Source organism: Gardnerella sp. DNF01195 (genome assembly GCF_049244175.1).
GTDB classification, from domain to species: Bacteria; Actinomycetota; Actinomycetes; order Actinomycetales; family Bifidobacteriaceae; genus Bifidobacterium; species Bifidobacterium leopoldii.
The window spans coordinates 1183195-1197619 of the sequence record NZ_CP058383.1 but is presented as its reverse complement, the minus strand read 5'-3'; the positions used below and the strand labels follow the sequence as shown (position 1 = coordinate 1197619).

Below are 14425 nucleotides of genomic sequence, written 5' to 3'. Positions count from 1 at the left end.
AGATGACAAATAAAAATGAACTTACTGACGCAACTTCTGGATTATCTAGTGAAGGAGACGACACAATGGAGCGCGAAGTGCAAGTTGATCGCAATCAAAAGCTTCCATTGCATCCGGTTCTTGCAGATGAAGAAGATGCTCAAGACGGCGTTGTAAATACAACGCAATCCGACGTGCGAAGTGCGCGTAAAGGCGACCTATTAGTTGACTCAGATGCTGACAATACAGAAACGTCATCTGTTGCGGCAGTTGGAAGTGTTTCTGCTGCGGAAGATGTGCGAGATAATGGCGCTGATAGTGCAAATAAGAACAATAAAAATAGCAAAGCAGCTTCTTCGCCAGCATCATTTTCTCCTTTCCCTCTTCCAGATTTACGAGAGCGAGAAGACGGTGGTGCTATCGACTTTGAGGAAAATGAATCTGAAACTTCAAAAGTAGCTGCAGAAACAATAAGCGATGAAGTGCGTTCAAAGAGTCGCGCTGAATTTACTACAGTTTACGACATTATTGACGCAATGGAAGCAACGCTTTCGGAAGCAAAGAATGTTCTGTTTGCTGCAGGAATGGTAAAAATTGATCGCGATGAGTTCGTTGATCAGTTAGCACGTTTGAAAGATATGCTTCCTGTGCAATTGGAGCGAGCTTCTGCATTAATGCGAGAAGCAGAGCGACGTTTGCGTACAGCGCAAGCACAAGCAAGCTCTATTGTTTCCTCAGCGCAATCTCAATCTGCAGAAATAATTGAAGAGGCGCAAGAGCGTGCTCAATTCTTAGCAGGTCAAGAAAACGTAACGGCTTTAGCAAAACAGAAAGCTCGCGATATTCTCGCTACTGCGCAAGCAAAATCAGACAAGCTTACTCAAGGTGCGGATCAGTATTGCGCAACTGTTATGGAAGGCTTAAAGCAGCAGCTAGATAAATTAGAGCAAGACGTGCAAGCGGGTCAGCGAGTGTTAGAAGATCGTCGTCGAGCTGCAGCGCACGTACAAAACGACATTAGCTCATCATTGTATGACGATGATGAAGAGGAAAGGAATTAGTAATGGCTTCGCATCCATCCCAATCACCATGGGCTGTTCCAGTAGCGCAAATGGCTGCGCGCGCTGGTAGTAGCATGTCGTTGCATCGCGTATTTCCGGCGCCGGAAGGCATTGGAGATTACGTTATTGGCGTAAAGCCAGGCAGTGATGTTATGGTTGATGGCGATTTTGATGCTGTGGTTGACGGCTTAATGTTTCAGGGCAGTATTACTGCTCCGGTGCATGCAGAATGTACTCGATGCTTGATGCCGCTTCGTCGCGATTGGAAAGTGGATGTGTGTGTATTCTTCCCATATGCTGACTCGCGTTCTAATCGTTCTGATAATCGCAATACTCGTGGCGATGCGGATGAAGCTGAATCGCAAATTTGGGATGAAAATGACGAGTCAGGCAATGTGTATCCGCTAGTTGCGGGTGGCGATTTTGCGGATATTGAGGCTCTTATTCGCGACACGATGGTAAGTGAGTTGCCGTTGCAGCCGTTGTGCGAGCCGGATTGCCGCGGACTTTGCTCTCAGTGTGGCGAAAACTTAAACGAGCATCCAGATCATCATCACGACGTTACGGATATTCGTTTTGCTGCTTTAGAGGATTTGAAAGCTCAGCTTGAGCAGAATGAAGAGCGGCATTAATTTTAGCGAGTTGTAAAGTTTCTGCCGTTTTTGAGCTGATTCCCGACCGAAACTTTACAGTAGTGTAAAGAAAAGGTCGTTTGCGCGCCTTATTTCGACCGAAACTTTACAGTAGTGTAAAGAAAAGGTCGTTTGCGCGCCTTATTTCGACCGAAACTTTACAGTAGTGTAAAGAAAAGGTCGTTTTTGGGCTGAAAAGCGGCATAAACTGCGCACGTTTGTAAAGTTTCTGTCGCACTAAAGAGAAATTAGGTTGCGCAATTTGTACGGCGCTTGCTGTAATATACAGAACGCTTAAGCTCAATCGATTGAACGAAATAGAGGAAAGAATTATGGCACTGCCTAAGTACAAGACCTCGCGTGCTAATACGCATTCGCGTCGCGCTAATTGGAAGGCGTCTGCCGTGCAGACTGTGACTTGCCCGAACTGCGGTTCTCAGGCATTCCCACACATGGCTTGCCCATCTTGCGGAACCTTCCGTGGTCGTGTTTACCGTGAAGCTATTCGCTCCGAGCACACCAAGTAGGTTTTATTAACAGAAACCCTGCCATCGACGGGTGGCAGGGTTTTTCTTTTTCTTTCGTATTGTGGTTGTTGCGCGAGTTATCGTTTGGTGTGGCGTGAGTTTTGGGGGATTTCTCTCCTCGCACGTCCCGTCCTTCGTCGCTTTGGCTGTTAGAGGTTTTGCTGTTTGCTTTGTTCTTAAGGAATGTTGCTTCCTCAGTCCTCTTTTAGTGCTCGTAAAGAAATCCCCCAAACTCTGCGTGTTTAATCTTTAATAACCTCGTTTTATCGCAGAGATTTTTCGATTTTTCTTCTTCGCTTGGCGAATCAGCAGCCTGCGGCTCTGACGTTCGCCGCGCTCAGTGCGAAAAATCTCAAATCTCTACCGCACTAATATTCGACCTCTCAAGCAACACCCACCCCTCACTACTCAGAAAATGATTAGTGTTTTTGTTGTGTGGTAGTCATTTCGGTGTAGCGATGGCAGAGCAATAATGCTAGTGTTCTTTGATTGATAGTCGCTTATCGTATTCGAAGTATCGATGACAAAGTTCGCAGATCAGGTAAAGTTCGTAGTTACTTACGCGCGTCGAGTGCGTGCCAAGCGATTTCGGCGGCTGCGAGTTGCGCTTTTCGTTTGCTAGAGCCACTTCCGACTCCCAGCACTTCGTCGCCATCCTTATGCGCCAAAACCGCGCGAGCCTCAAATACTGGTGCGTATTCTGGCCCAGAAACAGCCATTCGATACTCTGGATCTTCCAAACCCATATCGTGAGCTTTGACTGTAAGCGAAGTCTTCCAATCGAGAGCTGGTCCTTCAGTTAGCACTTCCGCCAAAGTGTCGTCAATCAAACGATGCACAACTCTGCGAGCTTCATCAATTCCATGCTCAACAAAAGTTGCGCCAATAAGCGCTTCAACAATATCGCACAAAATTGAATCTTTATTATTTCCGCCCTGCTCCATTTCTCCGCGACCGAGAAGAATATACGCGCCAACATGCAGCTTTTCGCGCGCAACAGCAGAAAGCGCCCATTCAGACACAGCTTTCGCTCGCATCTTTGCAAGCTGACCTTCAGTCATGTCTGGATGTGCAGAAAACAGCGTTTCCGTAGAAACTAACTCAAGCACAGCATCGCCCAAAAACTCAAGTCGCTCATAATTTCGTGTGCCAGGATGCTCGTGCGAGAACGAGCGGTGGGTGAGTGCTTCTACCAAAAGATCCGGCGAAATAGTTGTGCCTAAAGCGTTCAAAAGTTCCTGCGTTGGGTCTCCAGGACGTGTTTCATCGCCATCTAATCTCAAAACTCCATCTTCGTTGTGTTGCGCATGTGAGTTGTTTTGATTATTTTGATTGTGTTTGCTCTGCATATTTTGTTGATTGTTCTGAGTTTTCATAGCACGTATTATTATAGTCCTACTACCAACACAAGCGCTTTTAAGCTTCGTGTTCGCATTTGCGATCGCATTTTTCCATATTCCTTCTATATCCTTTCGTATAAGTGTTCAGCTATATTTGTGGATTATGCCTACGTATGATTTGGGATTAGAACGAGTTTCGCTAGAATTTGCTACAAAAACGATTTTTACAGACGTAACTCAAGGTGTTTTTGAAGGCGACAGAATAGGTATTGTTGGAAAAAATGGTGACGGAAAGTCAACGCTACTTCGGCTACTTGCCGGTACAATGCAGCCTGATTCTGGTCGCGTTACGAAGCGCGGAGGGCTTACTTTTGGCATGTTGGATCAGCGCGATCCATTGGACGATAACGCAACTGTGCGCGAGGCTGCTCTTGAAAATCGCGAAGATTACGAGTGGGCTGCAGATCAGCGTTCACGCGAAATTGTAGAAGCGCTTCTTGGTGGCATAAATTTGGAAGCAAAAGTAGGCACGCTTTCTGGAGGCCAGCGCAGGCGCGCAGATTTAGCAAGATTATTGTTGCACGATTGGGATATTTTGGCTTTGGATGAGCCTACGAATCATTTGGACGTTGTGACGATTCATTGGCTTGCGGAGCATCTTCTTCACCGTTGGCAGGACGGTCAAGGTGCGCTTTTGATTGTGACGCACGACCGTTGGTTCTTGGATGAGGTTTGCACTTCGATGTGGGAAGTGCACGACGGCGTAATTGATCCTTTCGAGGGTGGTTACAGCGCTTATATGATGCAACGCGTGGAGCGTGAACGCCAAGCGGATGTGCGCGAAGAGCGTCGCAGAAATTTGGCAAGAAAAGAGTTAGCTTGGCTTTCTAGGGGTGCTCGTGCGCGTTCTACTAAGCAAAAATTCCACGTAAAGCAAGCGCGTGAGCTTATTGCAGATGTGCCGCCGCTAAGAGACACTCTTGAATTGAAGAAAATGGCAACTTCGCGTCTTGGTAAGCAAGTTGTTGATTTAATTGACGTTACGCAAATTTTCGACAACGCTCAGCAGCTAAAAAATATCGATCCGGATATTGTAGAAAACGCATCTTTAGGTGAAGATAATGCAGAAAAATCAAATAAAGTCGATATCGTAGAATCTGCTTTTGCGCAACCAACTCACGTAGGAAGCGTTACTATTGCTGTTGACGAGAGTCAAGAAAATTCTTTTGAAAATGCTGCGCCAAAAAATGAGGAAAATACTGCTACGAGCGCAGAAAACATTGCAGAAACTTCAGCTGCATCGCGCAAAACTATTACTGGACGCATGATTTTAGACGATGCAACTTGGCTTATAGGCCCAGGCGATCGTTTTGGAATTGTGGGTGCGAATGGAGCAGGAAAATCAACATTATTAAGCATTATTGACGGGTCTCTAAAGCCTACGCTTGGACACGTAAATATCGGCAAGACTGTAAAATTTGCTGTGCTTTCGCAGCGGCTAGAAGAGCTTGAAAAGCTTGGAAAATATAAAGTAAAAGAAGTTTTAAGTCGCTATAAGCCTAGCTATATTATCGATGGCAAAGAAGTGACTCCAGGTCAGCTTATGGAAAGGCTTGGTTTTAAGCCCGAGCAGCTTATGACACCAATTGCGGATCTTTCGGGCGGTCAAAAGCGCCGTATGCAGTTGCTGCTGATTTTGCTAAACGAGCCAAACGTGCTGATTATGGATGAGCCTGGAAACGATCTTGACACTGACATGCTTGCAGTTATGGAGGATTTGCTCGATACTTGGCCCGGCACTTTGATTGTTGTTTCGCACGATCGCTACTTGCTTGAGCGCGTAACAGACCAACAATTTGCGCTTATTGACGGCAAAATTCGTCATCTTCCAGGCGGTGTAGATGAGTATTTGCAGATTGTAGAAAAGTTGCAGCGCGATCACGAAAATAGCATTAGTGCTGCGAGTACTGTGAATGCTTCAAGTACTACAAATTCTACAACTAAAGAAAGTTCAGAAAGTACAGTAGCTGAGCCAAAACTTACAGGCAAAGCCTATCACGATGCTGCAAGGCGAGTTTCTGCAATCGAGCGAAAACTTTCAAAGCTTGAAGAAGAAAAGTCGCAAATTGAAGCGCAAATGGCTGCGCACAACCCAAGTGACTTTGTTGGGCTTCAATCTCTTAACGAAGATCTCCAAAAAAACGAGCAAGAAACCAGTGCTCTTGAGGATGAGTGGATGGAGCTTTCTGAGCAACTTTAGTACAAAATTGCTGCGCGCTAAGAAGAAGAAATAGAAGATAACAGCCACGTGCTAAATTTGTGAGGTATGACTCAAATCAAGGATATGTTGGAATCTGTAAAACCAATTCGCGTTGACGGTCGTAATGTTGACGAGCTCCGACCTGTGCGCATAACACGTAAATTTACTGATGTTCCTGAAGGTTCTGTGCTTATTGAGTGTGGCAATACGCGCGTAATGTGCACTGCAACTTTTACGGTTGGTGTGCCTCGTTGGCGTAGAGATTCCGGTTTGGGTTGGGTAACTGCCGAATATTCTATGCTTCCTAGAGCAACAGCTGAGCGAACTGATCGCGAATCTGTGCGTGGAAAAATTGGTGGTCGCACTCACGAAATTAGTCGTCTTATTGGTCGCTGCTTGCGCGGTGTAGTCGATATGAAAGCGATGGGTGAGTGCCAGATTCAAATTGATTGCGACGTGTTGCAAGCGGATGGTGGAACTCGTACTGCTTCTGTAACTGGAGCTTATGTAGCTTTGGTAGATGCGCTTAATTGGGCAGAAAAGAATGGTCATATTCGCTCTGCTGCAAGTGTTATTAAGGATTCTATTTCCGCTGTTTCTGTAGGCGTTATTAACGGCACGCCTATGCTTGATTTGCCTTATGTTGAAGACAGTCAAGCTATGACAGATATGAACGTAGCTATGACAGGTTCCGGCACTTTCATTGAAATTCAAGGCACTGCAGAACATCGTCCATTTAATCGCGACGAATTAAATACGTTACTTGATTTGGCAACTAAAGGTAATCGCGAATTGCAAGCTGCTCAAAAAGCCGCTTTAGCAAAATAGAAGAGATTGAAGGAGAACGGGCGTGAAGCTTATTGTGGCAACACATAATGAGGGAAAACTCGTTGAAATTAAGCAAATTTTAGAGGAGCAATTGTCGAAGCTGGCAAACAGTTTCGAGTTAGTAACTGCAGGTTCTCTTGGCTTGCCTGATCCTGTGGAAACTGGCGTGACTTTTGAACAGAATGCTTTGCTCAAAGCGCGTGATGTTGCTGCAAGAACAGGTTATCCTGCTATTGCAGACGATTCGGGTCTTATTGTCGACGTGCTTGGTGCTGCCCCTGGTATTCTTTCTGCCAGGTGGAGTGGTGTGCATGGGGACGATAAAGCTAATAATGAGCTTCTTTTGCGCCAACTTTCTGATATTCCAGATCAATGTCGTACTGCTCGTTTTCGTTGTGCTGCAGCTCTTGCTATTCCGGATGGGTGCAGTGAGGTTCCTGAAGGCAGTGTTATGTCGCATTCTCACGGCTTTGAGACTGTTCGAGTCGGAGAAATGGTTGGTCACTTGTTGCGCGAGGTGCACGGAACTAACGGTTTCGGCTATGATCCGCTATTTGTGCCAGATCTTCAGCCTATTCGCGATGGTGTGCAAATGAAAGGTTTGACTAGCGCGGAGCTGACTCAAGAAGAAAAGAATGCTATTTCGCACAGAGGTAATGCTTTGCGCGCGCTTTTGCCGGAGTTGCAGGCATTATTTATTACCGAATAAGCATTTATTACTGAATAAGCGAAAAATTTCGTGCGCGAGATGGGACTTGAACCCACACGTCGTAAGACACAGGAACCTAAATCCTGCGCGTCTACCATTCCGCCACTCGCGCATAGACTCATATAAATAATCGAGCGAATAAAAACAAATCAAAAGTATTAATACACTCGAGCGAGTCAGAGAGCCGCTTGACAGAATCGAACTGTCGACCTTCTCATTACGAGGGAGACGCTCTACCGACTGAGCTAAAGCGGCATGTTGCCCGAGACGCATTCGCGACTCGCGCACAAATCAATTACTATATATCATATTTTTAAATTTGTCCAATGGGCGCGCCGTACAAAATATAATAGTCATTAAGCAAGTATTGCATAGTTTGTATTGCAATTCGTTTAGTGTGGCGCGAGTTTTGTGGGATTTCTTTCCTCGCAGGCGCGACGACCTGCTTTCGCGCAGCACCAGTGTGATTGTGTTCATTTTTGTGTTAAGCTTCGCGTGTTTCTGTCTGCTTTTGTGAGTATCTTGTGAATTGGACTATAGTGACGATTGCTGTCACGTAAGTTGAAGAAATGAAAGGACCTAGAAATGGCCATCAATCCGCCAGTTGACGCCGTAAAAACCCCAGAGTGGGCTGCATTGCAGAAGCATTACGACGAGTTGCAATCAGAAGGTGTTTGCCTGAAGAAGTGGTTTGCTGAGGATGCAAATCGCGTGGATAAGTTGAGCTTCGAAGCTGGAGATCTCCACTTCGATCTTTCTAAGAATTTAATTAAGCCTGAAACTCTTAAGCTTTTCGCAGACCTTGCAAAGGCAGTTAAGCTTGACGAGCGCACTAAGGCAATGTACACTGGCGTGCACATTAATAATACAGAAGATCGTGCAGTTTTGCACACTGCTTTGCGTCGTCCTGCAGAGGATGCTGGCAAGTTCATTGTTGACGGTCAAGATACCGTTGCAGACGTGCGTGAAGTGTTGGGTCGCATTTACGATTTCGCTAACGAAGTTCGTTCCGGCGCTTGGAAGGGCGTTACCGGCAAGAACATTAAGACCGTTGTAAACATTGGTATCGGCGGCTCTGATTTGGGTCCGGTCATGGTTTACGAAGCTTTGAAGCCATATGCTGACGCTGGTATTAGCGCTCGCTACGTTTCTAACATTGATCCAAACGATATGGCAGAAAAGACCAAGGATTTGGATCCAGAAACCACTTTGTTCATCATTGTTTCCAAGACCTTCACTACTTTGGAGACTTTGACCAACGCTCGTACCGCTCGCACTTGGTTGCTGAATAAGCTTCAGGAGTGCGGTGCTATTGACGGAAGCGACGCAAAGAAGGCTGAAGCTGTTGCTAAGCACTTCGTGGCTGTTTCCACCAACCTCGAAAAGGTTGAAGAGTTCGGCATCAACCCAACCAACGCTTTTGGCTTCTGGAGCTGGGTTGGCGGTCGTTACTCTGTGGATTCCGCTGTCGGCACTTCTTTGGCTGTTGTTCTCGGTCCAGAGCGCTTCGAAGAGTTCTTGAAGGGCTTCCATGCAATCGATACTTACTTCGCTGAGACTCCATTCGAGAAGAACGTTGTTGTGCTTCTCGGTATGCTCAACGTTTGGTACCGCAACTTCTACAAGGTTGCTTCTCACGCTGTGCTTCCATACGATCAATACTTGCACCGCTTCCCAGCTTATTTGCAGCAGCTCACCATGGAATCCAACGGTAAGTCTGTGCGCTGGGACGGCACTCCTGTAACAAGCGAAACCGGCGAAATCTTCTGGGGTGAGCCAGGTACTAACGGCCAGCACGCTTTCTACCAGTTGATTCACCAGGGCACTCAGCTTATTCCAGCTGATTTCATTGCTTTCGTGAACACGCCAAATCCTACTAAGGATGGCGATCAGGATGTGCACGAGCTCTTCTTGGGCAACTATCTTGCACAGACTAAGGCTCTTGCTTTCGGCAAGACTGCTGATGAAGTTCGCGCTGAAGGCACTCCAGAGGAGATTGTGCCAGCTCGCGTGTTCAAGGGCAACCGTCCAACCACGTCCATTTTCGGCGATGCTTTGACTCCATTTAGCCTGGGCGAGCTTATTGCTCTCTACGAGCACATTACCTTCGTTGAAGGCACTGTGTGGGGCTTGGATTCCTACGATCAGTGGGGTGTGGAGCTTGGCAAGCAGCTTGCAAAGCAGATTACTCCTGCAATCTCTAAGGATGATGAAGCTTTGGCAGCTCAGGATGCTTCTACGCAGAGCTTGATTCGCTTCTATCGCGCTCATCGCAAGTGAGATAGTAGTCATATAGGCAATCGTTTTTAGCGATTGTTGATTTATAAGCCTCTTGGCGTTAATTCGTCAAGAGGCTTTTTTGTTTAGCATCTGTCGCTGAGTTTTGTAAGTTTCAAATGCATCGCAATGTGTTTTGCTGCATGTTGACACAGCTGCAACAATAATTTATAATGAGCACGGTCGGTAGGTAAGGCTACCACGGGGATACGGGTTGCTGCCGCAACACAGTGGAGACACTGCACGCTGGTTAACAGTCGTTGTCGAATTCAAGGCTTCGACTAATGCAACGCCACCGCCCTGCGAAGCTGAAGCTTGAACGACGTGGCACGCTTAACATGCGTTTGTGTGTTTTGGTGCTCCTCTGTTCTCTTGTAAACCTCCGATTCAATGATGAAGATTTGCGCCGGCAGCGCACTAACTTAAGGAGGTGATTTGCCGTGAAACATGACAGTAAAAGCCATAATTCTAGTACTCGTACTGATGAAGGCTCCGACACTATTGGCAGTAGTAGTTCGGATGTTCCTCCTGAATATATGAAGCCGGCAATCACCGAATTTAGGTTGCAAAACTTGCGAAATATATAACTTACGAAATACAACTTACGAAGTATAATTTACGAAATATAATTTGTGGAGTTAAAACGTGAGTTCTAGTTATTTGCGCCTGTAACGTAATCAATGGTGATACGGCTACGCAAGAATTTACGAAAATCTAAATAGAAATTCGCATAGAAATCTCAATAGATATCTGCGTAATAAATGAATAGAAATAAAAAATACACGAAAGTGAACCCACTTATTGCCTATTCGAGGACTTTATTATGACCGTATTTACAACTTCGCGCAAAGAAAGCGCAGGCGCGCAAGTCGACGAGAACACTCGTTTCTGGTCGGATATTATTGTGTGCGTTGGCATTATTGCCGTTTTTGGCGTAACTGCCTTCCTTATTCAGCGCATAAATCAACCGATTGGTCCAAGTGGCATACCATCTAAGGTATCCACGGACTTAATCAATCTGCCTTACTACACTTTGCGCTCAGTATTTCGCATGCTGATCGCATTAGTTGCATCTCTTATCTTTACTATTGTTTATGGATCTATTGCAGCTCGCAGTCGTAGGCTTGGCAAGGTGCTTATTCCTCTTCTGGATATTTTGCAATCAGTTCCAATTCTTGGCTTCCTTTCGGCAACTGTCACTATTTGGTTGGTAATTTTCCCTGGATCGATGCTTGGTGTTGAAGCTGCTTCGATTTTTGCTATTTTTACGAGTCAAGCATGGAATATGACTTTTTCGTTCCACCGTTCGCTGCTAAGCGAGCCTAAGGAACTGGATGAGGCAGTTCGTAGTTTGCAACTTACGCATTGGCAACGTTTCTGGGTGCTAGACATGCCTAACGCAATGATTCCTCTGCTTTGGAATTGCATGATGTCTGTTGGAGGCGGATGGTTCTTCCTTACAGCTTCGGAAATGATTTCCGTAAATAATCACACTTACGCTCTTCCTGGCATCGGTAGTTTTGTGGCACAAGCTGCTGCCGAAAATAAGCTTGGTCTTATTTGGTGGGCTATTGTGTCGATGGTGATTGTTGTTTTGGCACTTGACTTCTTCTTGTGGAAACCGCTTACAGCTTGGGCTGAGCGTTTCCGCATTACGCAAAGCGCATCTGATAATGAACGTCACAGTGCTATTTTGACTCTTATTCGTCACTCTCATGCAGATGAAGTTATTAGTAAACTGTTTTTGCCAATTCGCGAGTGGCTTGAAAAAGTAACGCGTCCATTCGGTCGCACAGGCTCCAAGTGGCCTCACAAGGCTGCTCAGCATAAGCTTGGTGATTGGGTATTTAACGTTATTATGCTAATTATTGTGGCTGCTGGCGCTGCCCATATGCTTTACTTTGTGTATACAACTGCAGGTTTGCATGAGTTTATTACTGCAGGCATGCTTGGTGGCATCACTTTTATACGCGTTGCTGTGTTGATTTTAATAAGCTCGCTTATTTGGGTTCCTGTTGGTGTTGTAATCGGCATGAATCCTAAGATTTCGCGTATTATGCAGCCTATAGTGCAAATTCTTGCTAGCTTCCCAGCAAACTTCATCTTCCCGTTTGCTATGGCTTGGTTTATGGCTTGGCATATTGATCTTGGTTGGGGAAGTATTATTTTGATGGCTCTTGGTACGCAATGGTACATTCTGTTCAATGTTATTGCAGGTGCTAGTGCTATCCCTGATGATTTGCGTGAAATGACGCGCAGCTTCCGCTTGGATCGTACTTTGCGATGGAAGACGCTTATTTTGCCGTCTATTTTCGGTTCATGGTGCACTGGCGGTATTACAGCTGCAGGCGGTGCATGGAATGCTTCGATTGTGTCTGAGATTGTGGAATATGGAAAGAATCACATGGAAACTCAGGGTTTGGGCGCATATATTACTAATGCAACCACTTTAGGAGATTCTGCGCGCACTTTAGTTGGCGTAACTGTTATGAGCTTGATTGTTGTTTTAAGCAACCGATTATTCTGGTCGCCAATGCAACGTATTTCCGAAAAACGTTACGTATTGAATTAAATCGACTAATAAAATTTACTAATAAAATTTACTAATAAATCGCTTAAAATAACAAGATTTTATGAAAAAGATTGGCAAAATTATGAATACTTTAAAGAGCAATGCAAAAAAAGTGCAATCCTCAATTACAAGCGATATTATCGACGCAAAGCACATCAGTCAAAGCTTCACTTCTGACAGTGGCACTACTCAGCACGTTTTGCACGATATTTCTTTCACCCTTCGCGAAGGTGAAATCGTAGCAATATTAGGACGTTCTGGTGCTGGAAAATCAACTTTCCTACGCACAATGGCTGGTCTTGTGCAGCCAACAGAAGGCACAGTAACGTATCGCGGACGCGAGCTGACAGGTCCAAACCCAGGTGTTGCAATCGTATTTCAAACCTTCGCTCTTATGCCGTGGCTTACAGTACAAGACAATGTGGAACTTGGTTTGCGTGCTAGAGGCGTTAGTAAAGAAAAGCGTACTGAGCTTGCTTTAGCTGCAATTGACGCAATCGGTTTGGACGGCTTTGAAACAGCATATCCTAAGGAACTTTCCGGCGGTATGCGTCAGCGAGTTGGTATTGCGCGCGCGTTGGTGCTACGACCGGATGCATTGTTTATGGACGAGCCATTCTCTGCTCTCGATGTGCTTACTGCAGAAAACTTGCGTCAGGAAGTTCTTAAGCTGTGGTCTAGCGAGGAGCGAGATATTAAGTCTGTGCTTATTGTGACGCACAATATTGAAGAAGCTGTGCAAATGGCTGATCGCGTTGTGGTTCTTGGATCTCATCCAGGTCACTTAATTGCTGATGTGAATGTTGATTTGCCTCGTCCTCGAGATAAGCACAGTGCTGAATTTGAAGCGATGGTTGATAATCTGTATGCTATTTTGACTGGTTCTGCTCCAGAAAGCGCTGCAGAGCAAGACGCTTCCGAAGATGCTGATTCTCAAAATCAAGCAAATAATGCAACTAATGAAGATGCTGAAGATAACGAAGCTGCAGCAATTGCAGATATGCTTATTCAGCGCCACCATGACGATGAAGATGAAGATAAGCAAAGTGAGGATGAAGCTGAAGCAGGTGAGGCAAAGGCAGAGCCTGTGGCTGTTCATTTGCTTCCAAACGCTACACCAGGTGGTATGGCTGGTTTGCTTGACGTGATTTCTGAAAACCCAGATGGCATTGATTTGGCTGATTTGGCAGCTGATTTGTCGTTTGAGATTGATGATTTGTTCCCACTTGTCGATGCGGGTACGATGCTTAATTTACTTACTGCAGAAAACGGTCATATTACTATTACTTCTGAGGGTGAAGAGTGGCATAATGCCGATATTTTGCACAGTAAGCAAGTTTTTGCTCGTCTTGCGATTGAACATGCACCTCTTGTGCACGCAATTGATCAAGCTTTGAGTAGGAATCGTAACGGAAAGCTTCGTGGCGAGCTGATTTTGGATTTGTTGCGCAGTAAGCACACGGATGCTTTGGCACGTCAGCAGTTTGATATTGCAATTAGCTGGGGTCGTTACGGCGAGTTGTTTGATTATGACGCTGATGATGACGAGTTGACTCGTACAGTTGAAACTGCTCCTCTCGATGGAGTTGTGCGCTGAAATAGTGCGGAATAGTGCGGAATAGTGCGGAATTATGCTCAATAATGTCCATTATTGAGCATAATTTGGTATTTGTATGCTTTCGATAAAGGGATGCCGCATAGTTCTTTTATCTTTTAGGTCTAGTCGCTTCTTATTTAAGATTGCGCGGATCGGAAGCCCCCTAAAAAGCGAACTTTTTGGGGAAAGAATTGCGTAGCACATTTGTTGCTAACGCTTACTATGCGTCGATATGCGGCGGCGATGGAGGAATATTATGGTAAATGCTGTAGAAGCATTTGATGCTAAGCATCTTAAGGCTGCTGAAGAAATTCCAGCTTTCCGTCCTGGCGATACCGTTGATGTCAATGTTAAGATTCAGGAAGGCAACAACACTCGTATTCAGACTTTCACCGGCGTTGTGATTGCTCGTAAGGGTGCTGGCGTGCGTGAAACTTTCGTTGTTCGTAAGGTGAGCTTCGGCACTGGTGTTGAGCGTCGTTTCCCACTTCATTCTCCAGCTATCGATTCGATTAAGCTGGTTCGTAGCGGTCGCGTTCGTCGCGCTAAGCTTTACTACTTGCGCGCTTTGCGTGGTAAGGCTGCTCGTATTGCCGAGCGTCGCGATAACTCTGCTAAGTAAAATGGAACTTATGTGAAGGGT

At 45.6% G+C, this 14425-nt stretch carries 11 protein-coding genes, 2 tRNA genes, 2 pseudogenes and 1 riboswitch; of the genes and pseudogenes, 12 read left to right on the top strand and 3 right to left on the bottom strand.

The genetic code is table 11. The features are described 5' to 3' along the window. The first annotated feature begins 2 nt into the window (after positions 1-2). The 3 genes from HXT43_RS04510 (at position 3) to rpmF (ending at position 2199) form a co-directional block, all read left to right on the top strand. The gene (locus tag HXT43_RS04510; RefSeq protein ID WP_415707211.1) at positions 3-1040 is read left to right on the top strand and encodes a hypothetical protein; all 1038 of its coding nucleotides are present in this window, start codon (positions 3-5) and stop codon (positions 1038-1040) included. Between the two features lie 2 nt (positions 1041-1042). Further along, the gene (locus HXT43_RS04505) at positions 1043-1672 is read left to right on the top strand and encodes a YceD family protein (RefSeq protein ID WP_004574043.1); all 630 of its coding nucleotides are present in this window, start codon (positions 1043-1045) and stop codon (positions 1670-1672) included. 332 nt (positions 1673-2004) lie between these two features. Further along, positions 2005-2199: a 50S ribosomal protein L32 gene (gene rpmF / locus HXT43_RS04500; protein WP_004574042.1), complete on the top strand. Its 195-nt coding sequence runs from the start codon at positions 2005-2007 to the stop codon at positions 2197-2199. 554 nt (positions 2200-2753) lie between these two features. Here rpmF and rnc read toward each other — a convergent pair. After that, on the bottom strand, positions 2754-3575 hold the full coding sequence (rnc, locus tag HXT43_RS04495; protein ID WP_004105351.1) for a ribonuclease III: 822 nt from the start codon (positions 3573-3575) through the stop codon (positions 2754-2756). 127 nt (positions 3576-3702) lie between these two features. Between rnc and HXT43_RS04490 the strand changes: the two are divergent. The 4 genes and pseudogenes from HXT43_RS04490 to HXT43_RS04475 all read left to right on the top strand — a co-directional run. Continuing rightward, a pseudogene (locus HXT43_RS04490) lies at positions 3703-5464 on the top strand (ABC-F family ATP-binding cassette domain-containing protein); the annotation flags it as partial. Positions 5465-5568: 104 nt separating this feature from the next. Next, positions 5569-5799, top strand: a pseudogene (locus HXT43_RS04485) (ABC transporter C-terminal domain-containing protein); the annotation flags it as partial. A 66-nt stretch (positions 5800-5865) separates the two neighbouring features. After that, on the top strand, positions 5866-6627 hold the full coding sequence (gene rph, locus HXT43_RS04480; protein ID WP_004105347.1) for a ribonuclease PH: 762 nt from the start codon (positions 5866-5868) through the stop codon (positions 6625-6627). A gap of 22 nt (positions 6628-6649) precedes the next feature. Next, on the top strand, positions 6650-7336 hold the full coding sequence (locus HXT43_RS04475) for a non-canonical purine NTP pyrophosphatase (RefSeq protein ID WP_004105345.1): 687 nt from the start codon (positions 6650-6652) through the stop codon (positions 7334-7336). 31 nt (positions 7337-7367) lie between these two features. On the opposite strand, the gene HXT43_RS04470 is transcribed toward HXT43_RS04475, so the two are convergent. Both HXT43_RS04470 and HXT43_RS04465 read right to left on the bottom strand, forming a co-directional pair. Then, positions 7368-7448, bottom strand: a tRNA-Leu gene (locus tag HXT43_RS04470). Positions 7449-7518: 70 nt separating this feature from the next. Then, a tRNA-Thr gene (locus tag HXT43_RS04465) sits at positions 7519-7591 on the bottom strand. A gap of 330 nt (positions 7592-7921) precedes the next feature. Between HXT43_RS04465 and pgi the strand changes: the two genes are divergently transcribed. The 5 genes from pgi (at position 7922) to rplS (ending at position 14404) form a co-directional block, all read left to right on the top strand. Next, positions 7922-9616, top strand: a complete 1695-nt coding sequence (gene pgi, locus HXT43_RS04460; RefSeq protein ID WP_004105339.1) for a glucose-6-phosphate isomerase — start codon at positions 7922-7924, stop codon at positions 9614-9616. Positions 9617-9788: 172 nt separating this feature from the next. Then, positions 9789-9949: riboswitch (M-box (ykoK) riboswitch) on the top strand. Between the two features lie 104 nt (positions 9950-10053). Continuing rightward, on the top strand, positions 10054-10200 hold the full coding sequence (locus tag HXT43_RS04455; RefSeq protein WP_004574037.1) for a hypothetical protein: 147 nt from the start codon (positions 10054-10056) through the stop codon (positions 10198-10200). A gap of 236 nt (positions 10201-10436) precedes the next feature. Beyond that, positions 10437-12185 (top strand): ABC transporter permease, encoded by a 1749-nt coding sequence (locus HXT43_RS04450; RefSeq protein ID WP_004105335.1) that lies wholly within the window; start codon positions 10437-10439, stop codon positions 12183-12185. Positions 12186-12267: 82 nt separating this feature from the next. Beyond that, complete coding sequence (locus HXT43_RS04445; protein ID WP_032835348.1) at positions 12268-13782, top strand: nitrate/sulfonate/bicarbonate ABC transporter ATP-binding protein; 1515 nt, start codon at positions 12268-12270, stop codon at positions 13780-13782. A gap of 256 nt (positions 13783-14038) precedes the next feature. Continuing rightward, positions 14039-14404, top strand: coding sequence for a 50S ribosomal protein L19 (gene rplS, locus HXT43_RS04440; protein WP_004105329.1), 366 nt, complete (start codon positions 14039-14041; stop codon positions 14402-14404). Positions 14405-14425: the final 21 nt, after the last annotated feature.

Excerpts from the sequence above, each read along its gene's own strand:
- HXT43_RS04510 (WP_415707211.1), top strand. The coding sequence starts at position 3 with ATGACAAATAAAAATGAACTTACTGACGCAACTTCTGGATTATCTAGT.
- HXT43_RS04505 (WP_004574043.1), top strand. The coding sequence starts at position 1,043 with ATGGCTTCGCATCCATCCCAATCACCATGGGCTGTTCCAGTAGCGCAA.
- rpmF (WP_004574042.1), top strand. The coding sequence starts at position 2,005 with ATGGCACTGCCTAAGTACAAGACCTCGCGTGCTAATACGCATTCGCGT.
- rnc (WP_004105351.1), bottom strand. The coding sequence starts at position 3,575 with ATGAAAACTCAGAACAATCAACAAAATATGCAGAGCAAACACAATCAA.
- rph (WP_004105347.1), top strand. The coding sequence starts at position 5,866 with ATGACTCAAATCAAGGATATGTTGGAATCTGTAAAACCAATTCGCGTT.
- pgi (WP_004105339.1), top strand. The coding sequence starts at position 7,922 with ATGGCCATCAATCCGCCAGTTGACGCCGTAAAAACCCCAGAGTGGGCT.
- HXT43_RS04450 (WP_004105335.1), top strand. The coding sequence starts at position 10,437 with ATGACCGTATTTACAACTTCGCGCAAAGAAAGCGCAGGCGCGCAAGTC.
- HXT43_RS04445 (WP_032835348.1), top strand. The coding sequence starts at position 12,268 with ATGAATACTTTAAAGAGCAATGCAAAAAAAGTGCAATCCTCAATTACA.
- rplS (WP_004105329.1), top strand. The coding sequence starts at position 14,039 with ATGGTAAATGCTGTAGAAGCATTTGATGCTAAGCATCTTAAGGCTGCT.